At 68.5% G+C, this 25,174-nt stretch carries 20 protein-coding genes; 8 read left to right on the forward strand and 12 right to left on the reverse strand.

The features are described from left to right. Nucleotides 1–85 precede the first annotated feature (85 nt). Nucleotides 86–1,123: a GTP 3',8-cyclase MoaA gene (gene moaA, locus HJG44_RS06440; RefSeq protein WP_171217537.1), complete on the reverse strand. Its 1,038-nt coding sequence runs from the start codon at nucleotides 1,121–1,123 to the stop codon at nucleotides 86–88. A gap of 131 nt (nucleotides 1,124–1,254) precedes the next feature. Here moaA and HJG44_RS06445 point away from each other — a divergent pair, with 131 nt between their 5' ends. After that, the gene (locus HJG44_RS06445) at nucleotides 1,255–1,629 is read left to right on the forward strand and encodes a gamma-butyrobetaine hydroxylase-like domain-containing protein (protein ID WP_171217538.1); all 375 of its coding nucleotides are present in this window, start codon (nucleotides 1,255–1,257) and stop codon (nucleotides 1,627–1,629) included. Between the two features lie 88 nt (nucleotides 1,630–1,717). On the opposite strand, the gene HJG44_RS06450 is transcribed toward HJG44_RS06445, so the two are convergent. Further along, the gene (locus HJG44_RS06450) at nucleotides 1,718–3,376 is read right to left on the reverse strand and encodes an alpha-amylase family glycosyl hydrolase (protein ID WP_171218177.1); all 1,659 of its coding nucleotides are present in this window, start codon (nucleotides 3,374–3,376) and stop codon (nucleotides 1,718–1,720) included. Between the two features lie 200 nt (nucleotides 3,377–3,576). On the opposite strand from HJG44_RS06450, the gene secG reads away from it, so the two are divergent. The 3 genes from secG to HJG44_RS06465 all read left to right on the forward strand — a co-directional run bounded on the left by secG (nucleotide 3,577) and on the right by HJG44_RS06465 (nucleotide 6,200). Then, nucleotides 3,577–3,981, forward strand: coding sequence for a preprotein translocase subunit SecG (gene secG / locus HJG44_RS06455; RefSeq protein ID WP_171217539.1), 405 nt, complete (start codon nucleotides 3,577–3,579; stop codon nucleotides 3,979–3,981). 130 nt (nucleotides 3,982–4,111) lie between these two features. Continuing rightward, nucleotides 4,112–5,740 (forward strand): CTP synthase, encoded by a 1,629-nt coding sequence (gene pyrG / locus HJG44_RS06460; RefSeq protein WP_171217540.1) that lies wholly within the window; start codon nucleotides 4,112–4,114, stop codon nucleotides 5,738–5,740. A 61-nt stretch (nucleotides 5,741–5,801) separates the two neighbouring features. After that, nucleotides 5,802–6,200: a DUF350 domain-containing protein gene (locus HJG44_RS06465; RefSeq protein WP_171217541.1), complete on the forward strand. Its 399-nt coding sequence runs from the start codon at nucleotides 5,802–5,804 to the stop codon at nucleotides 6,198–6,200. Between the two features lie 3 nt (nucleotides 6,201–6,203). Here HJG44_RS06465 and HJG44_RS06470 read toward each other — a convergent pair whose 3' ends face one another. After that, complete coding sequence (locus HJG44_RS06470) at nucleotides 6,204–7,505, reverse strand: O-antigen ligase family protein (protein WP_210260978.1); 1,302 nt, start codon at nucleotides 7,503–7,505, stop codon at nucleotides 6,204–6,206. 250 nt (nucleotides 7,506–7,755) lie between these two features. On the opposite strand from HJG44_RS06470, the gene HJG44_RS06475 reads away from it, so the two are divergent. Continuing rightward, nucleotides 7,756–9,105 (forward strand): sensor histidine kinase, encoded by a 1,350-nt coding sequence (locus tag HJG44_RS06475; protein ID WP_210260979.1) that lies wholly within the window; start codon nucleotides 7,756–7,758, stop codon nucleotides 9,103–9,105. Nucleotides 9,106–9,111: 6 nt separating this feature from the next. On the opposite strand, the gene HJG44_RS06480 is transcribed toward HJG44_RS06475, so the two are convergent. The 4 genes from HJG44_RS06480 to HJG44_RS06495 are packed head-to-tail and all read right to left on the reverse strand — an operon-like array spanning nucleotide 9,112 to nucleotide 13,835. Next, entirely contained in the window at nucleotides 9,112–10,248 is a 1,137-nt protein-coding gene (locus HJG44_RS06480; RefSeq protein ID WP_171217543.1) for a CaiB/BaiF CoA transferase family protein, read from the reverse strand. An 8-nt stretch (nucleotides 10,249–10,256) separates the two neighbouring features. Continuing rightward, nucleotides 10,257–11,111 (reverse strand): HTD2 family dehydratase, encoded by an 855-nt coding sequence (locus HJG44_RS06485; protein WP_171217544.1) that lies wholly within the window; start codon nucleotides 11,109–11,111, stop codon nucleotides 10,257–10,259. Between the two features lie 10 nt (nucleotides 11,112–11,121). Beyond that, a complete protein-coding gene (locus HJG44_RS06490; protein ID WP_171217545.1) occupies nucleotides 11,122–12,279 on the reverse strand; it encodes an acyl-CoA dehydrogenase family protein in 1,158 nt (385 codons plus the stop codon). Between the two features lie 11 nt (nucleotides 12,280–12,290). Beyond that, nucleotides 12,291–13,835: an AMP-binding protein gene (locus HJG44_RS06495; RefSeq protein ID WP_171217546.1), complete on the reverse strand. Its 1,545-nt coding sequence runs from the start codon at nucleotides 13,833–13,835 to the stop codon at nucleotides 12,291–12,293. Between the two features lie 207 nt (nucleotides 13,836–14,042). Here HJG44_RS06495 and thrS point away from each other — a divergent pair, with 207 nt between their 5' ends. Continuing rightward, on the forward strand, nucleotides 14,043–15,995 hold the full coding sequence (gene thrS / locus HJG44_RS06500; RefSeq protein WP_171217547.1) for a threonine--tRNA ligase: 1,953 nt from the start codon (nucleotides 14,043–14,045) through the stop codon (nucleotides 15,993–15,995). A 3-nt stretch (nucleotides 15,996–15,998) separates the two neighbouring features. On the opposite strand, the gene HJG44_RS06505 is transcribed toward thrS, so the two are convergent. Together HJG44_RS06505 and HJG44_RS06510 are read right to left on the reverse strand one after the other, a co-directional pair. Next, nucleotides 15,999–17,180, reverse strand: a complete 1,182-nt coding sequence (locus tag HJG44_RS06505; RefSeq protein ID WP_171217548.1) for an MFS transporter — start codon at nucleotides 17,178–17,180, stop codon at nucleotides 15,999–16,001. Continuing rightward, nucleotides 17,180–17,791: a GNAT family N-acetyltransferase gene (locus HJG44_RS06510; RefSeq protein WP_171217549.1), complete on the reverse strand. Its 612-nt coding sequence runs from the start codon at nucleotides 17,789–17,791 to the stop codon at nucleotides 17,180–17,182. The genes HJG44_RS06505 and HJG44_RS06510 overlap by 1 nt, the downstream gene beginning before the upstream one ends. Here HJG44_RS06510 and HJG44_RS06515 point away from each other — a divergent pair. Continuing rightward, complete coding sequence (locus HJG44_RS06515) at nucleotides 17,781–18,689, forward strand: LysR family transcriptional regulator (RefSeq protein WP_171218179.1); 909 nt, start codon at nucleotides 17,781–17,783, stop codon at nucleotides 18,687–18,689. The two genes, HJG44_RS06510 and HJG44_RS06515, sit on opposite strands and share 11 nt — an antisense overlap. Before the next feature lie 52 nt (nucleotides 18,690–18,741). On the opposite strand, the gene HJG44_RS06520 is transcribed toward HJG44_RS06515, so the two are convergent. The 3 genes from HJG44_RS06520 to HJG44_RS06530 form a co-directional block, all read right to left on the reverse strand. After that, nucleotides 18,742–19,833 carry a TRAP transporter substrate-binding protein gene (locus HJG44_RS06520; protein ID WP_171217550.1) on the reverse strand — a complete coding sequence of 364 codons (1,092 nt, stop codon included), beginning with the start codon at nucleotides 19,831–19,833 and terminating at the stop codon, nucleotides 18,742–18,744. 126 nt (nucleotides 19,834–19,959) lie between these two features. Beyond that, complete coding sequence (mdoH, locus tag HJG44_RS06525) at nucleotides 19,960–22,128, reverse strand: glucans biosynthesis glucosyltransferase MdoH (protein ID WP_171217551.1); 2,169 nt, start codon at nucleotides 22,126–22,128, stop codon at nucleotides 19,960–19,962. Beyond that, on the reverse strand, nucleotides 22,104–23,675 hold the full coding sequence (locus tag HJG44_RS06530) for an OpgD/OpgG family glucan biosynthesis protein (protein ID WP_171217552.1): 1,572 nt from the start codon (nucleotides 23,673–23,675) through the stop codon (nucleotides 22,104–22,106). The genes mdoH and HJG44_RS06530 overlap by 25 nt, the downstream gene beginning before the upstream one ends. 102 nt (nucleotides 23,676–23,777) lie before the next feature. On the opposite strand from HJG44_RS06530, the gene glmU reads away from it, so the two are divergent. Further along, nucleotides 23,778–25,142: a bifunctional UDP-N-acetylglucosamine diphosphorylase/glucosamine-1-phosphate N-acetyltransferase GlmU gene (glmU, locus tag HJG44_RS06535; RefSeq protein ID WP_171217553.1), complete on the forward strand. Its 1,365-nt coding sequence runs from the start codon at nucleotides 23,778–23,780 to the stop codon at nucleotides 25,140–25,142. The last annotated feature ends 32 nt before the right edge of the window (nucleotides 25,143–25,174 follow it).

Consider the following 25,174-nt stretch of genomic DNA (forward strand, 5'->3'; position numbering starts at 1 on the left):
GGCGGAGGCGAGCGTCAAGCCGGCAAGTTGACGATTGCTTAAAATCCCGGCCTTCTTGCAGGGCCGGCCTTGTGGATCGCGGCCCTCAGCCGCCGGTGACGCTCATATGCCGCGGCACCGCCGGCCGCGCCTGGCGCTCGATGACGAAGTCGTGGCCCTTGGGCTTGCGCGAGATCGCCTCGTCGATCGCGGCCTCGAGCCGCGCATCCCCCTCCGAGCCGCGCATCGCGGCCCTGAGGTCGGCCGCATCCTCCTGGCCGAGGCACATGAAGAGCTGGCCCGTGCAGGTGAGGCGGACGCGGTTGCAGCTCTCGCAGAAATTATGCGTGAGCGGCGTGATGAAGCCGATGCGCCCGCCGGTCTCGGCGACGCGGACATAGCGCGCCGGCCCGCCCGTGCGCTCGCTCGTGTCGGTCAGCGTGTAGCGCTGCGCCAGGCGGTCGCGGACCACCGAGAGCGGCATGAACTGGTCGATCCGCTCGGGCTCGATATCGCCGAGCGGCATCACCTCGATGAAGGTGACGTCCATGCCGCGGCCATGCGCCCAGGCCACCATGGATTCGATCTCGTCCTCGTTCACGCCCTTCAGCGCCACCGCGTTGATCTTCACCTTGATGCCGGCGGATTGCGCCGCCTCGATGCCGCGCATCACCTGGGCGAGGTCGCCGCGGCGCGTGATGCGCCGGAAGCGCTCCGGGTCGAGCGAATCGACGGAGACGTTGATGCGGCGGACGCCGCAGGCCGCGAGTTCGTCCGCGTAGCGGGACAGGAGCGTGCCGTTGGTCGTGAGCGTCAGCTCCGAAAGCTCGCCGGACCTCAGGTGGCGCGAGAGCGAGCGGAACAGGCTCATGATGTCGCGCCGCACGAGCGGCTCGCCGCCCGTGATGCGGAGCTTCCTCACGCCCTTGCGCACGAAGGCCGTGCAGACGCGGTCGAGCTCCTCCAGCGTCAGCAGGTCGCGCTTGGGCAGGAAGGTCATCTCCTCCGCCATGCAATAGACGCAGCGGAGGTCGCAGCGATCCGTCACCGACACCCGCAGATAGGTGACATGCCGGCCGAAAGGGTCGATCAGGTTCGCTCGGCCGCCGACCGGCCCGGGCGGCGGAAGGTTGATCGTTGACATGCTCGGGGCGGTTCTCGCGACGAGGAAGTTCGTAGCCAATCTAAGGTGTCGCAGGGCGCGGGTAAATCGTCAGGACCGCCAAAGGCGCCAGCCCTTTGACGCAGGCCCGTCCGTTGAGGCAGGACAAAGCCGTGACCCGGGACATCTGGCCGACCGAGATCCGTCTTCTCGCCGACAAGCGCGTGCTCGCCATCGCATTCGACGACGGCCGCCGGGTCGAGATCCCGGCCGAACTGCTTCGCGTGGAAAGTCCTTCCGCGGAGGTGCAGGGTCACGGCCCGAGCGAGCGCAGGCTGATCGCGGGCAAGCGCGACGTCCGAATCCTGCGCGTCGACCCGGTCGGCAACTACGCGGTCCGCCTCGCCTTCGACGACGGCCATTCGAGCGGGATCTATAGCTGGCCCTTCCTCCTCGACATGGGCGAGCGCCAGGCGGAGATCATGCGCGACTACGAGGCTCGCCTTTTGCAGAAGGGCCTCGACCGCGACCGGCCCGGGATGGCTTAGGAGGGCTGGCCTCACCCGCGGCGGTAAAGCCGTCCCGAATGGACACGGACCTAAACGGCAGCCGCATCAGCCTCCCGCTTCTCGCTTCTCAGATCTCTTGCCGGTTCAGGATGTAGTCGAGCCCGCCGACCCGGAACCAGCGATAGCCGTAGGGCTCCAGCACCAGGCGATGCCGGCCATCGGTTTCGGCGCGGCTGTGGCCGTCGCCGAGCAGATCGATGAGGCGGTCGCCCTCCGGCGTGCCCGCACGCAGGCGGACCTCGCGAGGCGCGTCGTGCAGGTTGTGGACGACCAGGACGGAGTTGCCGCGCCAGTCGTAGCGGAGCGCGATCACGCCGGGATCGCGGGTCGCGACCAGGGCGTAGTCGCCCCACCCGATCTCCGGAGCCTCGTGCCGGGCCCGGATCATCCGCTCGGTCCAGTTGAGAAGCGAGTTCGGGTCCCGGCGCTGGGCGGCGACGTTGATCGTCTCGAACCCCCAGGGCCCGCCCGTGACGACGGGCAGGACCGGCTTGTCGCCCTTCGTGAAGCCGCCCTGCGGCTCCGTCGACCACTGCATGGGTGTGCGGGCGCAGTTCCGTTCGGGCAGCGACAGGTCGTCTCCCATGCCGATCTCGTCGCCGTAGCGCAGCACGGGCGTGCCCGGGAGCGTGAACATGAGGCTGTAGGCGAGTTCGAGCCGGCGGCGATCGCCGCCGAGCATGGGCGCGAGGCGCCGCCTGATCCCGCGATGGTAGAGCTGCATATGCTCTTCGGGCCCGAAAGCCGCGAAGACGCGGTTGCGCTGCTCCTCCGTGAGCCGGCCGAGGTCGAGCTCGTCGTGGTTGCGCAGGAACTGGCCCCATTGACCCGAGGCGGGGCGAGCCTTGGTGGCCTTCAGCGCCTGGACGAGCGGCTTCGTCTCCGCGGAGGCGAGCGCGTAGAACAGGTTCTGGTTGACCTGGAAGTTGAACATCATGTGGGAGCGGTCGCCGTCCGTCCCGAAATAGTCGAGGTCGTCCTCCGGCAGGATATTGGCCTCGGCCAGCATCACGGCGTCGCCCTGCCGCCACTGGATGAACTCGCGGAAGGTGCGCAGCATGTCGAACTGCTCGACGGGCTTGACCACATCCGGGCCCTTCGTGCCGATGATGAAGGGCACCGCATCCATGCGGAAGCCCGACACGCCGAGCTGGAGCCAGAAGCCCATGATCTTGAGGATCTCGGCCTGGACGCGCGGATTCGAGGTGTTGAGGTCGGGCTGGAACTCGTAGAAGCGGTGGAAGTAGTAGGCGCCGGCCCTGTCGTCCCAGGTCCAGGTGGTCTCCTGGACGCCCGGGAAGACCATGCCTTCGTTGGCGTTTTTCGGCTTCTTCTCCGACCAGACATACCAGTCCCGGTAGGGCGAATCCGGGTCCCTGCGGGCAGACTGGAACCAGGGATGCTCGTCGGATGTGTGATTGACCACCAGGTCGATCAGGACGCGGATGCCGCGGCTCTTGGCGGCATGCGTGAACTCCACGAAGTCGCCCAGGCTGCCATGCCTCGGATCGACGCCGTAATGGTCGACGACGTCGTAGCCGTCATCCCTGAACGGCGAGGGCTGGAAGGGCTGCAGCCAGACCGCGTCGATGCCGATGCCGTGCAGGTAGTCGAGGCGCCTGGTCAGGCCGACGAAATCGCCGATCCCGTCGCCGTTCGAATCCATGAACGTGCCGACGTTCAGGCTGTAGATGACGGCGTTCTTGTACCAGAGGTCGTTGATCACGGCGGCGGCGTCCATGGCCGGGTGCGAACTCGGCCCGGGCCGCCTCGCATACGAGGCCGAGAACGCCACGCCTTTCGGTACGTTCCGAACACTCCCCTGGCCGGACGGCCGGCCCGGGCTGGCGGGCGCGCCTTCCAAACGCCACATCGCGCGTGCTACAGGCACGCGCAACGCGCGCCGGCTCGCGCCTCAGGCTCCCCATGCAGACCGTTCTGATCGTCATCCACCTGCTCATCGTGCTCGCGCTTATCGGCGTGGTGCTCCTCCAGCGCTCCGAGGGCGGGCTCGGGCTCGGCGGCGGGTCGAGTTCGGCCGGCGGCTTCATGACGGGGCGGGGCCAGGCCAATGCGCTGTCCCGGGCGACGGCCATCCTGGCCACGCTGTTCTTCATGACGAGCCTCGGGCTCGGCATCCTGGCGCATCGCGGCTCGGCCCCGCGCTCCATCTTCGACCAGAACGGTCCCGTCTCCGGGGCGCCGGCCCAGAACCAGCCGGCCGGGAGCCAGGGCGGCGGGGTACTGGACCAGCTCCAGCGCATGCAGCAGCCTGCGACGCCGATCTCGCCGACCGCGCCCGCCCAGCCGCAGGTGCCCCAGTCCCGCTAGACGGGCCGGGCTCCGCCGCTGTCCCGCCGCCCGGGCTCGCCCGGGCGCTCCTCTTCCGTTGTTGATCGCAGGGCCCGGCGCGGGCCCGGGCCTGTTCAAGGCCGTTTCGAGCGCTTAAGGGTGGCCTCCCATGACGCGGTATGTCTTCATCACCGGCGGCGTGGTCTCCTCCCTCGGCAAGGGTCTCGCCTCGGCAGCGCTCGGCGCGCTCCTCCAGGCGCGGGGCTTCAAGGTTCGGCTCCGCAAGCTCGACCCCTATCTCAACGTCGATCCAGGGACGATGAGCCCCTACCAGCACGGCGAGGTCTTCGTCACCGACGACGGCGCCGAGACCGATCTCGACCTCGGGCATTACGAGCGCTTCACCGGGCGTCCCTGCAAGCGGGACGACAACATCACCACGGGCCGCATCTACCAGGACATCATCACCAAGGAGCGGCGCGGCGACTATCTCGGCGCGACCGTGCAGGTGATCCCGCACGTCACCAATGCCATCAAGGAATTCGTCCTCTCCGGGAACGAGGGCTTCGACTTCGTGCTCGTGGAGATCGGTGGCACCGTCGGCGACATCGAGGGCCTGCCCTTCTTCGAGGCCATCCGCCAGCTCGGCCAGGAGCTCGACCGCGGCCAGGCGCTCTACCTGCACCTGACGCTGCTGCCCTACATCCCATCGGCTGGCGAGCTCAAGACGAAGCCGACCCAGCATTCGGTGGCGGAGCTGCGCTCCATCGGGATCCAGCCCGACGTGCTTCTCTGCCGCTGCGACCGCGAGATCCCGCGCGAGGAGCGGCGCAAGCTCGGCCTGTTCTGCAACGTGCGAGAGAGCGCCGTGATCGAGGCGCGGGACGTCGCCTCGATCTACGACGTGCCGCTCGCCTACCATGCGGCCGGGCTCGACGACGAGGTCCTGCGCATCTTCGGCGTCCGGAGCGCCCGCGAGCCGAATCTCGCGCCCTGGGCCGCCATCGCCAGGACGGTGAAGAACCCGGAAGGCGAGGTGAAGATCGCCGTCGTCGGCAAGTACACGGGGCTCAAGGACGCCTACAAGTCGCTGATCGAGGCGCTGAACCACGGCGCCATCGCCAACCGCGTGAAGGTCAATCTCGACTGGATCGAAAGCGAGATCTTCGAGCGCGAGGATCCCGCGCCGTTCCTCGAGGGCGTCGGCGGCATCCTCGTGCCCGGCGGCTTCGGCGCGCGCGGCAGCGAGGGGAAGATCCGTGCCGCCCGCTTCGCCCGCGAGCGCAAGGTCCCGTATTTCGGCATCTGCTTCGGCATGCAGATGGCGGTCGTCGAGGCGACCCGTTCCCTCGCCGGAGTGCCGGATGCGAGCTCGACCGAGTTCGGGCCGACGCCGGAGCCTGTCGTGGGCCTGCTGACCGAATGGCTGCGTGGCAACGAGCTCGAGAAGCGCCAGGCGAACGGCGATCTCGGCGGGTCGATGCGGCTCGGCGCCTATCCGGCGCGCCTGCGCCAGGGCAGCAGGGTCGCGGAGATCTACGGCGCGACGGAGATCTCAGAGCGGCATCGCCACCGCTACGAGGTCAACATGGCCTACCGTGACCGCCTGGAGGACAAGGGGCTGATCTTCTCCGGCCTCTCGCCCGACGGGCTGCTGCCGGAGATCGTCGAATACGAGGACCACCCTTGGTTCATCGGCGTGCAGTTCCACCCGGAGCTGAAGTCGCGCCCGCTCGAGCCGCACCCCTTGTTCACGAGCTTCATCGGAGCGGCCTTGGAGAAATCGCGCCTGGTGTAGGGGCGCGATATCGACTCAGGCGGAGAATCGCTAAGCTTCGCCGACTGGGGCGGAGTGGATCGTGAGCGCGGCACTGGCGGGATTGCAGAGCTTCTTCGTCTATTTCGGGACTGCGCTCGGGCTCGTCGGGCTCTACCTGGTGGTCTACTCGGTCGCGACCGCGCATAACGAGTTCGCCCTGATCCGGCAGAACGTCGTCTCCGCCGCCCTGGCGCTCGGGCTTTCGCTGATCGGCTTCGCGCTGCCGCTCTCGACCGCAATCACCCGGGCGCAATCCGTGCTCGACTGCTTCATCTGGGGCGTCGTCGCGATCGCCGTCCAGGTCCTGGTCTATTGGCTCGTCCGGCTTGCCGTACCGCGGCTGTCGGAACGCATCGCTGCCGGAGAGCTGTCAGCCGCGCTCTTCCTCGGCGCTGCCTCGCTCGCCGCGGGGGTCATCAACGCCGCCTCCATGACCTGAGGATCAGGCCCGGGCAGGAGAGGGGACAAGGCCGGAAGGGGCATGCCCGCGGCCGACCTCGGCGCGGAACTCTTCGCGGCTGGCTTGTCCGGCTGGCATGAAGTTGCGGGCGTTCAGGCCCCAGACGAGGCCGGTGAACATCCAGAGATGCCGCCACCGCTCCGCCTCGTGGAGGAAGGCGCAGGAGATCACCGCCACCCAGGCGACCGTCACCGCGAGCAGCGCCTCGTTCCCGGTCTGGCGGAAGTTCCTTGCCGAGATGGACACGCTGAACATCAGGAGCAGCGTGAAGGCGATGCCGGCGAGCCAGCCGTAGTTCAGGAACGAGCTCACCCAGATGTTGTGGATGGGCTCCTCGAAGAAGCGCTCCCATTCGAGCAGTCCCATGCTGAACGGGTTGTCGAGGATGAAGGGGATGCTCAGCGCGTAGCGGCTGTAGCGCCCGCCATGGCCGAGATCGTATTCCTTGGCGATGGTGGAGCGCTCCGCCAGGCGCTCGCCCAATCCGTCGACGAAAAGCACGCCCAGGAGGACGAGAAGGCACAGGGCCGCGACCCCGAGGCCGGCATAGAGCGAGGCGCGCGCCAGGTTCCGGCGGTTGAGGAAGACGTAATACACGCCGCCCCAGAGAAGGCCGGACACGATCGCCGCGCGGGAGAAGGACACGATCAGCCCGAAGGCGATCCAGGCGAGGGCCGGGCCGTAGAGCCCCCGCCGTTCGCCCTTCGACAGCATGTACATGCAGGCGAGGATCCCCGGGAGCAGGAATGCGCCGTACATGTTCGGGTCGTCCAGAAAGCCCTTGGCGCGGCCGTCCCACATCAGCTCCTCGATGCCGAGAATGTAGCCGGCGATGCCGAGGGTCGCGGCTGCGGAGGTCGCAAGCACGAAGACCTGCAGGAAGCGGCGCAGGTCGGCTGCGTCCCAATGGGCGGCGATCAGGCTCGAACAGACCCCGATCGACACGGCGAAGCTGATCTTCAGAAGGTAATAGGCGACCTCCGGATTGGCCACGAGCGAGATCGAGGAGGTGTAGAGCGAGAAGACCCAGACCCCGATCAGCGTCAGGAAGATGAACATGTTGCGCGTCACGATCTGACGCGAGCTGATCGACAGGAGAAGTGCGGTAACGAACAAGATGTCGACGGGCGATGGGCGGAACAGCGTGAAGTTGATCGCGACCACGGCGAGCAGATAGCAGGCATTCGCCGCCCGTCTTCCCAATGGTTCCGCTGCGGCCGTCCGTGCCGGCGATCCCTGGACGCCGAGCGGGAAGCGATCCTCCTGCGGTGGTCTTTCCCTCATGGCGATCGTGACGGACTCATGCGGAACGGGCGACCTGCGGACGGTCGTGCCCGGCTTCGGGCCCCGCTGCGTAGCACGCGCGAATGCCCCGGTCCGCTGCAAGGCGGCATTAGGGTGAAGAAGGCGAGTCGCAATTGTTCGAAAGAAGCCCTCTTCGGCTTATCGCACCTGCCCGAGCGGCATTGTCTTGCTATCGTGCCATTTCCGTCTAAGCCCAAGGCATGACGGCCAAGCTCAGGCTCTCACGCCCGTGACGGTCAGCAAGCGGCTGATGGCGGCGATCCTCGACGGCATCGACGAGTGCTTCTACGCCGTCGACGCCGAGTGGCGCATCACCGTCTTCAACCGCGGCGCCGAGGAGCATATCGGCTTGCCCAGGGAGGAGGCCGTCGGCAGGAGCCTGTGGGACCTGCTCGGCATCGGTCCTGAGCACGAGGTGGCCCGGCAGCTCCGCCGGGTGATGGACGACCGAGAGCCGCTCCTGGTCGAGACGGCATCGCTCGTCCGGCCCGGCCGGTTCATCGAGGGCCGGGTCTTCCCCCTCCCGGAAGGGCTTGGGGTGGCGGTCCGCGACGTCACCGACCGCAGACGAGCCGAGAGCGAGCTGAAGCGTCGCGAGGCCGAGCTTGCTCACGTTCAGCGCATCGCCGGGGTCGGCGGACTCGAGGTGGACCTGCGCGACGGCTTCTCGAACCGGCGCTCGCCGGAATATCTCCGGCTTCACGGGCTCCCCCCGGACGCGGCGAACGAGAGCCACGAGGCGTGGGTCGGACGCATCCATCCGGACGATCGCGTCCGGGCCGAGCGCGATTTCCGGGCGGCCCTCGAAGGTGACGCTCGCCGCTACGAGGCAGAGTACCGCATCATCCGGCCGTCTGACGGACAGGTCCGCTGGATAGCGGCCGCGGCCGAGATCGAACGGGACGCGCGTGGCAAGGCCATCCGGCTCATCGGAGCGCACCGCGACGTGACGGAGCGGGCCCTCGCGCAGGAGCGGCAGAGGCTCCTCATCAACGAGCTGAACCATCGCGTGAAGAACACCCTCGCGACCGTGCAGTCGATCGCCTCGCAGTCGCTGCGGGGCGTGCGCACGACCGAGGAGGCCGCGGCCGCGTTCGAAGAGCGGCTGATGGCCTTGTCGCGGGCGCACAATGTGCTCACCCGCGAGAACTGGGCGGGCGCGAATCTCCGCGAACTCGTGGAAGGTGCGGCAACCCCTTATGACGCCCCGCCCGGTCGCTTCCGGATCGAGGGCCGGAACATCCGGCTCAAGCCGCAGACCGCGCTGGCGCTGGCCATGGCGCTGCAGGAACTCGCTACGAACGCCGTCAAGTACGGCGCGCTCTCGACACCCTCAGGCACGGTCGAGGTTTCCTGGACTTTGGGCTCCGGCCCGCCCCGTACGCTCCATCTGCGCTGGGCCGAGAGTGGCGGCCCGGCCGTCCGGCCGCCGGAGCGCCGCGGCTTCGGATCCCGCCTCATCGAGCGAAGCCTCGCGGCGGATCTCGACGGCGACGTGCGGCTCATCTTCGATCCGGGCGGGGTCGTCTGCACGGTCGACGCGCGGCTCGGGGACGAGCGGTCCGGCGCGTTCGCGTGAGAACGTTCAGGCGAACTCGGCCCTGATCGCGGCGCCGTGCTCGCCGATCTCCGGCACCGGGCCCAGAGGGCGGGCGGCGCCGTCGATCAGGGCAGGGGGCGCGACGATGGAGGCTGGCCCCGCCGGGGTCGCGACCTCCGCCCGGCGCAGAGCCGGATGCCTGACGAGATCGGCCACCTCGTTGACGAAGCCGAATGCCGTGCGCGCCGTGTTCAGGCGCTGCGCAGCCTCCTCTCGCATCATGGCCCGGAAGGCGGAGCCGACCACCGCATCGACCTCCCCCCGGTTCGCCACGCGCGCGTTGTTGCTCTCGAACCCCGGGCGGGACGGCAGGTCGGGGTCGCCCAGCACCTCGTTGCAGAAGAGGCGCCACTCGCGCTCGTTCTGGATCGAGATCAGGACGAGGCTGCCGTCCGCCGTCTCGAAGGCCCCGTAGGGGCAGATGGATGGATGGGCGAGCCCGACCCGCTTCGGGGCCTGGCCGGTGCCTTCGAAATACAGCAGCGGCACATTCATCCAGTCGGCCATGCCGTCGAACAGACTGACCTCGAGCTTCGCGCCTTGGCCGCTCCGGAAACGGCCGATGAGCGCCTCCAGGATCGCCGAATGCGCCGCCATCCCGCAGGCGATGTCGCAGACCGAGACGCCGACGCGGCCCGGCCCGGCCGGATGGCCCGTGATCGCGGCAAGCCCGCTCTCGGCCTGCACGAGGAGGTCGTAGGCCTTCATGTCGGAATAGGAGTGGCCGGTCCCGTAGCCCGAAATGTCGACGGTGATCAGGCGCGGATAGCGGGCGCGCAACTCGTCGGACCCGAAGCCGGCCCGGGCTGCGGCGCCGGGCGCGAGGTTCTGGATGAACAGGTCGGCCCGAGAGAGAATGCGATGGAGAAGGGCGGCGTCCGCCGGGTCCTTGATGTCCGCCACCAGGCTTTCCTTGCCGCGGTTCAGCCACACGAAATAGGTGGCGAGCCCGTTGACGGCCCTGTCGTAGCCGCGCGCGAAATCCCCTTCCGGGCGCTCGATCTTGATCACGCGCGCGCCGGCATCGGCCAGGCGGGACGAGCAAAAGGGCGCGGCGACCGCCTGTTCCAGCGCGACGACGAGAAGTCCGTCCAGCGGCCGGTGGCTTGGATGTTCCGACATCGGTCTGCTCAGTCCGCTGCCCTCGCCTCCATGCAGGTCCGCCCCCCCGCATCTTCGGTCCAGCACCGGATCGAGCCGTCCGCCTGCCGCCGACCGAGCACCCGGAACGTCGTCGGGCAGAACATCGGCGAGAGGCCGCGGTACTCGAAGACCTTCGGCGTCGCCCCGCCCAGCATCGCTGCGAGGTTGAACAGCAGTGTCGCCTGCAGCGGGCCGTGGACGATCAGGCCCGGATAGCCCTCCACCTGCGTCACGTAGGGCTCGTCGTAATGGATCCGGTGGCCGTTGAAGGTCATGGCCGAGTACCGGAAAAGCAGGGTCGGCGTGGCCTCGATCTCCCAGACGAGGTCGGCCTCCGCCGGCCCGGCGTCGGCCGTCGCGGGTGCAGCCTGGCCCCCTGCGGAGTGCGGCGGCGGATCGCGGTAGACAATGTCGTGCCGCTCCGTGATGACGATCCCGTCCCCGCCCGCATAGCCGTGGCGCACCGTCACGAAGCAGAGCGCGCCGGAGCGGCCCTCCTTGAGCGTGACATCCTCGATTGCCGAGGCGCGGATCACGGTCTCGCCCACCTTGAGCGGCGCCTTGGTCTCGATCCGGCCGCCCGCCCACATGCGGCGCGGGAGGGGGACCGGCGGCAGGAAGCCGCCCCGGGCCGGATGACCGTCCGGGCCGAGCTGGTCCTGCGGCGCGATCGGCGGCGTCAGGCACCAGTGCAGGGCGAGCGGGGCATCGCCCTCGGGCACGGGCGCGAGATGCGGCGCCAGCGTCGCCCGGTACTCGGCGACGAGCCTTGGCGTCACGACGTCCTCGGCGGTCTCGGTCCGCCCGACCCAGGCGCGGAGGTGGTCGATATCGAGGGCCATCGGCTCCGTTTCAGTACGAGCGGGGAAGGCCGAGCACATGCTCGGCGAGATAGGCCAGGATCAGGTTCGTCGAGATCGGCGCCACCTGATAGAGCCGCGTTTCACGGAACTTGCGCTCGACATCGTATTCCTCGGCGAAGCCGAAGCCGCCATGCGTCTGAATCGCGGCGTTCGCGGCCTCGAAGGAGGCGTCGGCGGCCAGCATCTTGGCCATGTTCGCCTCCGCGCCCGGGTTCTGCCCGGCTTCGTAGAGGCGCAGGGCCTCGCGCACCATCAGCTCGGCCGCCCGCATGTTGGCGTAGGCCTTCGCGATGGGGAACTGGATGCCCTGGTTCTGGCCGATCGGCCGGCCGAACACGACGCGCTCGCGCGCATAGCCGACCGCCTTCTCGATGAACCACTTCGCATCGCCCACGCATTCGGCCGCGATCAGGATGCGCTCGGCGTTCATGCCCGACAGGATGTAGCGGAAGCCGCGGCCTTCCTCCCCGATCAGGTTCTCGGCCGGCACCCACAGGTCGTCGAAGAACACCTCCGTCGTGGCGTGGTTCATCATGGTCCGGATGGGCCGGATGGTGAGCCCGCGGCCGCGCGCCTCCCGCATGTCGACGAGGAGGACGGAGAGCCCGTCCGTCCGCTTGGCCACCTGGTCGAGCGGAGTGGTCCGCGCGAGGAGGAGCATCAGGTCGGAATGCTCCGCCCGGCTCGTCCAGATCTTCTGGCCGTTGACGACGTAATGGTCGCCGTCGCGGCGGGCCACCGTCTTCAGCGACGACGTGTCGGTCCCGCTCGTCGGCTCGGTCACGCCGAAGGCCTGCAGCCGGAGCCGGCCGGCCGCGATCTCCGGCAGGTACTTCCGCTTCTGCTCCTCGGAGCCGTGGCGCAGGACCGTGCCCATCGTGTACATCTGGGCATGGCAGGCGCCGCCGTTGCAGCCGGCCCGCTGAACCTCCTCGAGGATCGCGGCTGCGGCCGAGAGCGGCAGGCCCGAACCGCCATATTCCTCGGGGATGAGGACGGCGAGGTATCCGTCCTGCGTCAGCGCGTCGACGAATTCGGCCGGATAGGCCATCTCGCGGTCGAGCGCCCGCCAGTATTCGCCGGGGAAGCGCTCGCAGAGCTTGCGCACCGCCTCGCGGATTTCCGGATAGTTTCCGTCCTCGTGCATCCTGTTCTCGTTCATCCAGCCGGGCGACCTGAGGCGGCGGCGAGGCGCTTGCGCTGCACCTTGCCGTTCGGCGTCCGTGGGAGCGCCTCGACGATCCGGTACTCGCGCGGCTGCTTGTAGGGCGCGAGCCGGCCGGCGCAATGGGAATCGAGCTCGGTCTTGCTCGGGTTCGTGCCCGGCTCCGGCACGATGAAGGCCGCGATCACCCGGATGTCGTCGCGGACCGCGATCTCGGCAACCGCGACCTCGTGGACGGCCGGGTGCTGGATCAGCACGCTTTCCACCTCGCCCGGGGACACGCGGTAGCCGAACGCGTTCATCACGTCGTCCGCCCGGCCGTGGAACCACAGATAGCCGTCGTCGTCGAACTCGGCGAGATCGCCGCCGACGAACCACTCGCCCCTGAAGATGGCCGCCTCCTCCTCCGGCCGGTTCCAGTAGCCGAGCATCAGGCCGGGATCCGAACGGTGAACCGCGAGCAGCCCCGTCTCGCCCGCCGGAAGCGGCGCCGGATCGCCCTCGACCGGCAGGATGGCGACATGCCGCCCGGGCTGGGGCTTCCCAGGCGAGCCAGGCTTCACCGGGACGGTCGGACCGGAGGAGATATAGGTCGAGATCTCGCTCATCCCGAGCGCCTCGTAGAGCGGCTTGCCCGTCGCCTCCTGCCATTCCTCGAGCAGGGTGGCGGAGAGCGCCTCGCCCGCCGTGACGCCGTGGCGAAGGCTCGATAGGTCTTGCCGGCCGAGATCGGCGTATTTCAGAAGCTGGCGGAAGACGCTCGGGACCGCCGCGAAGAGCGTCGCGCGCTGCGTCTCGATCAGGCGCGGCCAGACGCCCGGATCGCGTGGGCCGTTATAGAGGACCGCCGTCGCGCCGCGCGCCCAAGGATCCATGATCCCGACCCCGAGCGTGTAGGTCCAGTTCATCGTCCCGGCATGGAGGACGATGTCGCCTTCGGTCAGCCCCAGCCAATGATCATGCATCGGCCGCCGCCCCCAGATCGCGCGATGGGCGTGGAGGACGCCCTTGGGTCGGCTAGTCGTCCCGGAGGTGTAGATCAGGTAGGCGGGATCCGCTGCCGCGGTGTCCGCATAGTCCGGGAGCGGTTCGGTCCGCAGCATGCGGGCGATGTCGTCCGGGCGCAGGACCACCCGGCCGGCGGCGTGGTCCGGCTCGACCGCCTGCCCGGCCCCGAGCGCGACGGCCGCGGCCCCCGAGTCCTCCATCAGGAACGACGCCTCCGCCGGCGTGAGCTGCGGCGAAGACGGCATCGCGATGAGCCCCGCCGCCAGCGCGGCGAAATAGACCAGGAGATAGGCCGGCTCGTTGCCCATCCGGATCATGACCCGCGACCCGGGTGCGAGCCCGAGATCGAGCAACCCCGCCGCGAGCGACCGGACCGAACGATCGATCTCCGCGAAGCTGTAGCGTGTCTCGCGTCCTCCTTCGCCGACGAGGATCAGGGCCGGCTTTTCGCCCCTCCGGGCCGTGTTTCCGGCCAGGAGGTGGCGCGCTGCGTTGAAGCGCTCGGGGGGAGGATCGGGCTGGTTCGGCACGCTCGGGCTCGGGGCTCCGAGCCGCCTATCACCGCGGGCCGCTGGACGGAATGGCCTTGATCCCCGGAACGCCGGATCCGATGATCGGGCGATCCCGTCATCCTTTGATCCTGGTTCCGCGTCGAAGCTTGTGCTCCCGGGCGGATTGGGTCAGGACGAGCCGCCCCGTGCGAGCTTCGCGCGGCCGGCCGAAACCAACTTAGCCCGATGATCAACCTCAGCTTTCCCGACGGCGCCCGCCGTGAGTTCCCGGACGGCGCCACCGGTGCAGATGTCGCCGCGGCAATCTCGAAGTCGCTCGCCAAGCGCGCCTATGCCGTCAAGGTGGACGGGACGGTGCGCGATCTTTACGCGCCTGTTCCGGACGGCGCGACGATCGAGATCCTCACCCGCGAGGCGCCGGAAGCGCTGGAGCTCATCCGGCACGACGCCGCGCACGTGATGGCGGAAGCCGTGCAGGAGCTCTACCCCGGCACCCAGGTCACGATCGGGCCGGTGATCGAGAACGGATTCTACTACGATTTCGCGCGCGACGAGCCCTTCCATCCGGAAGACCTGGAGCGGATCGAGGCAAAGATGCGGGAGATCATCGCCCGCAACGAGCCGATCACCTGCGAGGTCTGGTCGCGCGATCAAGCGAAGGCATTTTTCTCCGAAAAGGGAGAGACTTACAAGCTCGAGCTCATCGACGCCATAAAGTCGGACGAGCCGCTCAAGATCTACAAGCAGGGCAAGTGGCTCGATCTCTGCCGCGGCCCGCACGGGGCGTCCACCGGCGGCATCGGCAACGGCTTCAAGCTGCTCAAGCTCGCAGGCGCCTATTGGCGCGGCGACAGCAACAATCCGATGCTCCAGCGCATCTACGGCACGGCATGGGCGAGCGAGGCCGACCTCAAGGCCTATCTCCACCAGCTCGAGGAGGCGGAGCGGCGCGACCATCGCCGGCTCGGGCGCGAGATGGATCTCTTCCACTTCCAGGAGGAAGGGCCGGGGGTCGTGTTCTGGCACCCGAAGGGCTGGACCCTCTTCCAGAACCTCGTCTCGTATATGCGCCGGCGCCTGGGCAAATTAGGCTATCAGGAGGTGAACGCCCCCCAGCTCCTCGACACGTCGCTATGGGAGATGTCCGGGCATTGGGGCTGGTACCGCGAAGCCATGTTCATGGCGATGTCCGCCGGGGAGGAGACCGAGGACAAGCGCGTCTTCGCACTCAAGCCGATGAACTGCCCCGGCCACGTGCAGATCTTCAAGCAAGGTGTGAAATCATACCGAGATCTGCCTGTACGTTATGCAGAATTCGGGGCTGTTCACCGCTACGAGCCGTCCGGCGCGCTGCACGGGCTGATGCGGGTGCGCGGCTTCACGCAGGATGACGCGCACATCTTCTGCACGGACGCGCAGATGGCCGAGGAGTGCCTGAAGATCAACGACCTGATCCTCTCGACCTATGCCGATTTCGGCTTCGAGGAGATCGTGGTGAAGCTCTCGACCCGGCCCGAAAAGCGCGTCGGCTCCGACGAGCTCTGGGATCGGGCCGAGGCGGTCATGACCGAGGTGCTGGAGCGGATCGAGCGCGAGTCCGGCGGACGGGTGAAGACCGAGATCAATCCGGGCGAGGGTGCCTTCTACGGGCCCAAGTTCGAGTACGTGCTGCGCGACGCCATCGGCCGGGACTGGCAGTGCGGCACGACGCAGGTCGACTTCAACCTGCCGGAGCGCTTCGGCGCGTCCTACATCTCGCCCGAAGGCGAGAAGAGGCGGCCGGTGATGATCCACCGGGCGATCTGCGGGTCGATGGAGCGCTTCACCGGGATCCTCATCGAGCATTTCGCCGGCCATTTCCCGCTCTGGCTCGCGCCGCTGCAGGTGGTGGTCGCGAACATCACCTCCGAGGCGGAGGCCTATGCGCAGGAGGTGGTTCAGGCTGCCCAGCGGCTGGGGCTCAGGGCCGAAGCCGACATCCGCAACGAGAAGATCAACTACAAGGTGCGCGAACACTCGCTGTCCAAGGTTCCTGTGATCCTGGTCGTCGGCAAGCGCGAGGTCGAGGAGCGACGGGTCTCGATCCGGCGCCTTGGATCCAAGGATCAGGTGACCGCAAGCCTGGACGAGGCGCTCACGGAACTCGCCAAGGAGGCGACCCCGCCCGATCTGCGCTGAGGCTCAGGATCGCCGGTCTCGGAAGCTCCACCAAAGGAGAGCCGAGGACAGGAGGACCGCGATGGCGAGCGCCGTCGCGGTCTGCATGGCGATCTCCGGTCCGAACCGGTCGATGATCCAGGCGAAGGCCGTCGGCGAGAGCGCGGACAGGTAGAAGCTAGGTGCGAGCAGCCGGCCGGAGATCGTGCCGTAGCTTGCCGGGTCGAAGAGGACGAGCGGCTGGGTGCCGCGGGTGATCGTCACGAGCCCGAATCCCGCGCCGTACAGGAATGCGAAGGCGAGGCCCGCGGCGGGCGACACGCCGGCGAACAGCCCTGCGACGAAGCCGAGCGGGATGATCGCGGTCGCGAGCACGCCCAGGGCGAGCGGGCTCAGGCGCGAGCCGGTGGCGATCTCGCAGAGACGAGCCAGCGATTGCCCGATCCCGCGAAGACTGGAGGCCCACACGGCTGCGGACAAGCCCATCCCAAGGCCGTGGAGAAGCGCGATCATATGCGCAGAGAGGGCCGAGTTGAGGATCGCCCCGAGGGTGATCGAGAGGGCGAACAACCCGGCCGCCAGCGCCTTCTCCCGCGGCGTCGTTGCAAGCGGTCGCGGGGAGGCGCGGTGCGAGGTCGCTTGCCCGGCCGTGAACCGGCCGGCCGGGATCGCGAGGTGGAGAGGCACGGTCGCGAGCGCGATCGCGGCGTAGCAGACGAGCGCCCCCCGCCAGCCGAAGAGATCGGCCAGACGCGCGCCGACGGGCCATAGCGCCGTGGAAGCCAGCCCGCCCAGGAGGGTGATCTGCGAGATGGGGCGGCGGGCCTGCGGGCCCGCGAGCCGCACGAGGGTTGCGAAGGCGGCATCGTAGAGCGACATCCGCATCGCGACCCCGAGCAGGAGCCAGGCGGCGTAGAACACGACGAGATTGGTTGCGGCCGCGAGCAGCAGGCAGGAGGCCGCCATCAGCACCGAACCTGCGGTCATCACGGTTCGGCCGCCATGACGGTCGATCGCCCGGCCCACCGCGGGCGATGCCATGCCCATGGTGACGAGCGCGGCCGAAAAGCCGCCATAGACGATCGCGCCGGACCAGCCGGTCTCGTTTCCGATCCGCTCGCCGAAGATCGCCACGAGATAATACGAGACGCCCCAGCACAGGAGCTGGGAGAAGCCGAGCCGCCAGACGAGCCCGCGCGTGACCATCAGGCGGCGGGGGCGAGATCGCTCGGTATTTCGGCTCCAGGTCCGAGAGGACGCTGCATGAGGACGGTGTCCAGCCATCGGCCGTGCTTCCAGCCGACCGAGCGCAGCACGCCCACATGCGTGAAGCCCGCGGCCTTGTGCAGCCGGATCGAGGACAAGTTCCCGGAATCGCCGATGACCGCAATCATCTGCCGGAAGCCCCGGACGGAGGCCGAGAGCAGAAGTGCGCCCAGGAGCTCGCGCCCGATGCCCTGGCCTTGCCGAGCAGGCGCGACATAGACCGAATTCTCGACGGTACTCCGGTAGGCCGGTCTCGCCCGGTACGGCCCCGCATAGGCATAGCCCGCGACGCGCCCATCCCGTTCTGCGACCAGGTACGGGTAGCCGCCCTCCAGCAGCGCGGCCCGCCGGCGCCCCATCTCGGCCGCACCGGGCGCCTCCAGCTCGAACGAGGCGGTGCCCGTCAGCACGGCATGCCCATAGATGCTGGCGATCTGCGGAACGTCATCCGGCTCGCAGGGGCGAATGAGCACGCTGGTCCTCCGTCGTACGACGGCGTTGTGGCATACCGGCCTTCGGCGGCGTAGGCTTATGACCCTGATGCGCGACATAAGTGGAGACTTGGGGAGCCTGGATTTCCCCTCGCTTGAAACTCTTGCCGAGGTGGTCGAGCTCGGGAGCTTCACGGCCGCCGCAAGGCGGCGGGGAGTGAGCCAGCCCGCGGTGAGCATGCAGGTCAGGCAGCTCGAGCGACGGCTGGGGGTGCGCCTGCTGGAACGCCTCGGCCGCGGCGTCACGCCGACGGCGGCAGGTCAGGAGCTTCTCGTCCATTTCCGCGCGGCCAAGGCCGAGCTGAGCCGGGGCCTAGCGGCCGTCGCGTCGCACCAGAGCGGCGGCGCGGGCCGGGTTCGTATTGGCACCGGCGCGACGGCCTGCATCTACCTTCTCCCGCCGCTGCTCCGGGCCCTGAGACGAGCCATGCCCGGGCTCTCGATCGTGGTGCAGACCGGGAACACCGCGGACATTCTCAGGTTGATCGGCGAGAACGCGCTCGACGTGGGTCTCCTCACGCTGCCGGCCGGCGGCAGGGCATTCTCGGTCGAACCCGTGTGCCGGGACCCTCTCCTTCTGGTCGAGGCGGCGGATGCCCCCGTCCTGCCGTCCCCCCCGCCCGCGATCCTCGCACGCGAACCGCTGGTCCTCTACGAACCGGGCGGCAACACGCGCGGCATCGTCGATGCGTGGTTTGCCGCAGCAAGCCTCTCGCCGAGGCCGCTGATGCAGCTCGGCAGCGTCGAGGCGATCAAGGAGCTCGTCGGGGCCGGACTCGGCTGCTCCATCCTGCCCGCGCCAGCCCTGACACGGCCCGCTGCCGAGACGCGGCTGCGCAGCCGACCGCTCGTTCCACCGCTCGAACGCTCGCTGGGCATCGTCCTGCGGCGCGACAAGATCCTCGACCGCGGCTTGCGCGAGGCGGTCCAGGCGCTGCGCCTTCTGCGCGCTCAATGAAAAAGGGACGGCCACAGGGCCGTCCCTTCATCTGCCTCGTCCTGCCGGGCGCCTAGCCGCCGCGGGCGCGCGCGCGGATCATGAAGTTGTCGTAGGTGTACTCGGCGACCTGGAACCAAAGATATTCCTCGCCGCGGAAGGCGCGCATGTTGTCCCAGATCTTCTTGAAGTCCGGGTTCTTGGCCGAGGTCTCCTCGTACATTTCGTTCGCGGCCTTGTAGCAGGCCTCCATGATCTCCTGGCTGAACGGCCGAAGCTGCGCTCCGGCGCCGACCAGCCGCCGGAGCGCGCCGGGGTTCTTGGCGTCGTACTTCGCCGTCATGTCGATATTGGCGTAGGCGGCCGCCGCCTCGGCGATCGCCTTGTAGCTCTTCGGCAGCGAGTTCCACTTCTCCTTGTTGAACCAGAAGTGGATCGTCGCCCCGCCTTCCCACCAGCCGGGATAGTAATAGAACGGCGCCACCTTGTTGAAGCCGAGCTTCTCGTCGTCATAGGGGCCGACCCATTCGGTCGCGTCGATGGTGCCGCGCTCGAGCGCCGGGTAGATGTCGCCGCCCGGGATCTGCTGCGGGATCACGCCGAGCTTCTGCATCACTTGGCCGGCGATGCCGGCGATCCGCATCTTCAGGCCCTTCAGGTCGTCGACCGTCTTGATCTCCTTGCGGAACCAGCCGCCCATCTGGGTGCCGGTATTGCCGCCCGGCAGCGCATAGAGCCCGGCCTTGCCGTAGAACTCGTTGGCGAGCTCGTTGCCGCCGTTCTGGTAGAACCAGGAGTTCTGCTGCCGGGTGTTCAGGCCGAAGGGCGCCGCGGTAAGAATGCCGTAGGTCGGATCCTTGCCGACATAGTAGTAGGACGCGGTGTGCGCCATCTCGACCGTGTTGTTGGCGACGGCATCGATCGCTTGCGGCGTGCCTACGATCTCGCCCGCTGCGAAGGGCTGAACCTGGAACTTGCCGTCGGTCGCCTCCGAGACGTATTTCGCGAAGAGCTCGGCAGCACCGTAGATCGTGTCGAGCGACTTCGGGAAGCCGGAGGTGAGTCGCCATTTCACCTCTGGCATGGATTGCGCGATTGCGGGTGCGGCGACGCCGCCAGCGGCCGCGGTCGCGGCGCCTGCTGCGAGGAATTGCCGTCTCTTCATGTTCGCTCCCTAGGAGTTGACGAATGGCAAGGCCGGCCCGCTTAGAGTCGGCCGGCCGGTTCAGGCGAAGTGAGCTTCGTCTGGCGCCCCTCTAGCATGAGAGGGGCAGATCGGAACTATCGATCATTACGATTTTAGTCTCATGGCGAGCGACAGGAGCGCGCGGTCGTTGAGGACCACCATGCGCTCGCGCGGCTTGAGCCAGGCAAGCGCCTCATCGAGCCGTTCTGCGTCGATGATCTTGGCTTCGGCCATCACGCGATCGCTGTCGAACTCCCCCCTCAGGCGGTGCGGCCGGTGCGGGAGCATCGCCTCGTGCAGTTCCCGGAACTCGCGGTCGCGATGCAGCACGGCGAGCGCCTCCTCGTCGTCGTAGCCGAGCGCCGCGTTCTCGCGCTGGAGCTGGTTCGCACGTTCGACGATCGCGGGCGGCAGGTACTCGTCGGGTGTCTGCAGGAGCCCGAGCCGCTTCAGCGCCAGCCCCGCCGCGAGCGAGCCCGAGAGCCAGGAGAGGGGGATCGCGAGCACGAGTCCAAGGATCGTGGGTGACATCCAGAGGAAGAGCGAGGTCGCGATGAGGAAGGCCGAAAGCCCCGTGACGATCCCGAGCAGGGTGTGCCAGCGATGGCGGCGGACGATGTCGCGCAGCGGGATCGACCCGTCGTCGCGCCGCTGCGGGTTCCAGCCGGTGTCGCCCCCGATGAGAATCTGGAACACGGAGCCCGACTGGATGAGCATCAGGATCGGCGCGATCAGGGCCGAGAGCACGATCTCGATCAGCGCCGACAATGTGAGCCGGATCGCTCCGCCGGATGCCCGCCGCTTGGCTCCATCCATCAGCATCAGGATGAGCCCCAGGATCTTCGGCGCGAGCAGAACCGCCATCGTGATCCCGAAGAGCCAGAGCGCGCGCTCGGGGTCGAAGCGCGGCCACGACGGGAAGAGGCGGAAATCGCGGCTGAAATATTCCGGCCGGATATAGGTCGTCTGCAGGACGAGCGCGATGCCGACCACGAGTTGCAGCAGCCACAGGGGCGAGGCGAGATACGACATGATCCCGGTCGCGAAATGCTGCCGCGTCGCGAGCCGCAATCCGCGGGCGCCGATGATCCGCGAATGCTGCAGGTTGCCCTGGCACCAGCGCCGGTCGCGCACGGAGAGGTCGATGAGCGAGGGCGGGCTCTCCTCGTAGCTGCCCTCGAGCTCCGGCAGCATATAGACCGACCAGCCGGCCCGGCGCATCAGGGCGGCTTCCACGAAATCGTGGCTGAGGACGTGCCCGCCGAAGGGCGGCTTGCCCTTCAGGTCCGGCAGGCCGCAATGCGCCGCGAAGGCGCGGGTTCGGATGATCGCATTGTGCCCCCAGTAATTGCCGTCGCGGCCGGACCAGACGGCAAGGCCGGTGGCGATCACCGGGCCGGCCATCCGGGCCGCGAATTGCTGGAGGCGCGCCAACAGCGTGTTGCGGTTCAGGATGATCGGCAGCGTCTGGATGATGCCGGCGCGCGGATCGGCCTCCATGGCCGCCGTCAGCCGGACGATGCAGTCGCCCGTCATGAGGCTGTCGGCATCGAGCACGATCATGTGCTCGTAGGCGCCACCCCATCGGGTCACGAAGTCGGCAATGTTGCCGGCCTTACGGTGGTGGTTCTTCTCCCGGTGGCGGTAGTAGAGGCGTGCGTCCGGCCCGAGCTTCTCGCGCAGACGCAGGAATGCGCGCTCCTCCGCGATCCAGGCGTCCGGACTCGTCGAGTCGGACAGGACGAAATAGTCGAACACGGCGCCGTGGCCGGTCTTCTCGACGGACTCGCGGATCGCTTCGAGCGCCGCGAAGGTGCGGGCGGTCGATTCATTGTAGACCGGCATCACGATGGCCGTCCGCGAGGACAGCCGCTCAATCGCCTTCGGCGGCTGCTTCGCAAGACCGAACAGGAGCGCGAAGAAGCCGAGGAGAGCGCTGGTGAAGGCAAGCGCGATCCAGGAGAAATTCAGGGTGAAGAGCGCGAACAGGCCGTACTGCAGAAGCGTGGTGCGGCTGACCGACACCACCTCGTACATCTCGCGCGCGCCGTAGGCGGTCAGCAGCGCCGCTCCCCCGAATACGAAGGCGCGCGCGAGATAGGGCGTGCGCGGGGCAGGGGAGGCGAAGCTCTGCTTCTCGGCGGCGGACCAGCGCGACAGCGATTGCGTCGGCATGGACAGCCGGCTCTCGACCGGCGTTGCAGGCTGGTGCTTGCGAGGGTGATCGACCGACCGCGCCGTTTCGGGGGTCAGGGCGTCCAACGATAAAGCCATGTCTCGCTTAACGGCCTGGGGCCGGCCTGCAGCACGAGGCGCATCTCACACGCGTTTTCGCCGCCGGGGTCAAGATCGAAGACCACCCGCACGACCTTCCGGTCCGGGTAGGTCCAGAACCTCACGTTCTGGATTGCGCCGCTCGCCGTCGACACGGCTGGTCGCAGGTCGGGCACGGGCGCGGCGAGCGACTCGCCCACGAACTCGACCAGGAAACGGCGGCGGCGGCCGCCCGCCCCGCGTCCGGACCGCGTGAGCGATACGGAGGCGAGTTGCGGCCGCTCGGGCGGCGTCCAGCACCAGAACTGCCGGTACGCGAAGGCGACTTCGGAGCCGCCCTGCATCACCGCCCGCGGTCGCCAATAGGCGAGGATGTTGTCGTTCACCTCGGAGTCGGATGGGATCTCGATGAGCTGGACGGCCCCTTGCGCCCATTCGCCGATCGGCTCGATCCAGACCGTCGGCCGGCGCTCGGGCTGCTGCACATCGTCCTGGAAGAAGACGGCGTCCCGCTCCCGCTGCACCAGCCCGAACCCTTTCGGGTTCTCGTCCACGAAGGCCGAGACCTGCAGCGTGTCGGGGTTGTTTAGCGGCCGCCAGAGCCACTCGCCGCGCCCGTTCAGCATCTGCAGGCCCGAGGCGTCGTAGACCGCCGGCCGGACGTCGTCTGTCGTCCGCCGCACGTTGGGTCCGAACAGGAATGTCGCACCCATCCCGCCGAGCCCGACATGCTCGAGGTTCACACGCGGGAAGAGCGTCGTCTCGACGTCGACGATGGTCGCCTCGCCGGGCCGGAAGGTCATCCGGACGGCCCCGGTCACCGATTCGGAATCGATCAGCCCGTGGGTCACGATCGCGTTCGTCCCCGCGACGGGCCGTTCGAGCCAGAAGGCGCGGAAGCTCGGGAACTCCTCCCCTCGGGCCTCCGCCGGCTTGAGCGTCAGGGCGCGCGCGACGGCGCCGAAATTCTGTCCGCGTGCAAGCGCGCGGAAGAAGGTGGCGCCCTGCACGATGGCGAAGTCGAACGGGGCGCCGCCGAGCGCCGTCGAGGTGAGGCGGAATCCCGAGAAGCCGAGATCCGGGGTATTCGCCGGAAGATTGAGCGTGCCGAAATCGAACCGGCTTCGGTCGAACAGGATGCGGCGCACCATCCCGTCCTCGACCGTGAACAGCGTCACGCCCGCCGTGAACACGAAGCCACGCGGCAGCGGCTCCACCACGAAGCCGCGTCCTTCACCTTCCCAGATACGGGCGGAGGGTTGCGCCTTGATGGCGATGTACTGCTCGTAGTTGAGTCCCGCGAATGCCTCCGGCAGATCGTTCGGCGGCGGCGTGAAGGGACGGCGCGCCATCGCCCGGGCGATGTCGACAACGGCGGCCGGGCTGAACCGCTGGCCCTCGCCCAGCGTCCCCTGGATCAGGGCTGCCGGCGTTCCCGGAGCGGGTGTCTGCGCCCGCGGCCGCCCGATCGCCGCTGCGGCCAGTCCGGCTCCGATCAGAGCGGCCGCGCCGCGCCGCGTCGGGCGTGACGGTAGCGCCTCGGTCATCGGAGGTCTCCGGACCGGCACGCGGCCCGGGTTTGCGGCGCGGCCGCGACGTGGGGTACCTCCCCGCGGAACCGACTCCTGTTCCGTCGAGCCGACACCACCATGACCGAGACACCTCACCAGGAACCCGCGAAGCGGGAGCGATCCTGCTTAGCAATCATCCTGGCGGCTGGCGAGGGCACCCGGATGCGCTCTTCCATCCCGAAGGTTCTTCACAGGATCGCGGGGAGGACCATGCTCGCCCATGTTCTCGACGCCGTGCGCCGCGCCGGGGCCGACCGCATCGCCGTCGTGGTCGGGCCGGATCGCGACGACGTCGCGGCCGAGGTGCATGCCAATGCGGCCGGGGCCCGCGTGTTCGTGCAGTCGGAGCGGCTCGGCACGGCCCACGCCGTCCTCGCCGCCCGAGCGGCGCTGGAAGAAGGAATGGACGATGTCGTCGTCGCCTTCGCGGATACGCCGCTCGTCACGCCGGAAACATTCGTCCGGCTGCGCGAGCCGCTCGGGGCGGGGGCGACGCTCGCGGTGCTTGGCTTCGAGGCGAAGGATCCAACCGGCTACGGACGCCTGATCCAGGAAGGCGGGCGCCTCCAGGCAATTCGGGAGGAGCGCGACGCCTCTCCCGAGGAACGCTCGATCCGGCTCTGCAATGCCGGGCTCATGGCGATGGCGGGATCCCGCGCCCTCGCGCTCCTCTCAGCGATCGGCAACAGCAACGCGAAAGGCGAGTATTACCTGACGGACGCCGTGGCACTCGCGGCGAAGGCCGGCGCGGCGGTCGCCGTCGTTCTCGCGCCCGAGGCGGAGGTTCAAGGCGTGAACGACCGCGTCCAGCTCGCGGCCGCTGAGGCGGACATGCAGTGGCGGCTGCGCCGCGACGTGATGGCCGGTGGCGCGACCCTGGTCGCACCCGAGACCGTGTTCCTGCAATCCGACACGAAGATCGGCCGCGATGTCGTTGTGGAGCCGAATGTTTGGTTCGGTCCCGGCGTGGAGATCGGTGACAGCGTCAGCATCCGCTCCTTCTGCCATATCGAAGGCGCCCGGGTCGCAGCGGGCGCGATCATCGGGCCTTTCGCCCGGCTCCGTCCGGGAGCGAGACTTGCCGAGGGGGTGCATATCGGCAACTTCGTCGAGGTGAAGAACGCCGAACTTGGACCTGGCGTGAAGGCGAACCACCTCGCCTATCTGGGCGACGCGACGATCGGCGAGGGCACCAATGTCGGTGCCGGCACGATCACCTGCAATTACGACGGCGCCCGCAAGCACCGCACCGAGATCGGCCCGAACGCCTTCATCGGCACGAACACGTCCCTCGTGGCGCCGGTAAGCGTCGGGGCGGGCGCGTATATCGGCTCGGGCTCGGTCATCACGGAGAATGTGCCGGCCGAGGCCCTGGCGCTCGGCCGCGGACGGCAGGTGGTGAAGGAGGGCTGGGCGAGGACGCAGCGGCCGGCAAAGGGCTGAACTGCGCCACTGCAGTTGGCAATCATTCAGTA

The sequence above is a fragment of the Enterovirga aerilata genome (assembly GCF_013044135.1).
Classification (GTDB): Bacteria; Pseudomonadota; Alphaproteobacteria; order Rhizobiales; family Beijerinckiaceae; genus Enterovirga; species Enterovirga aerilata.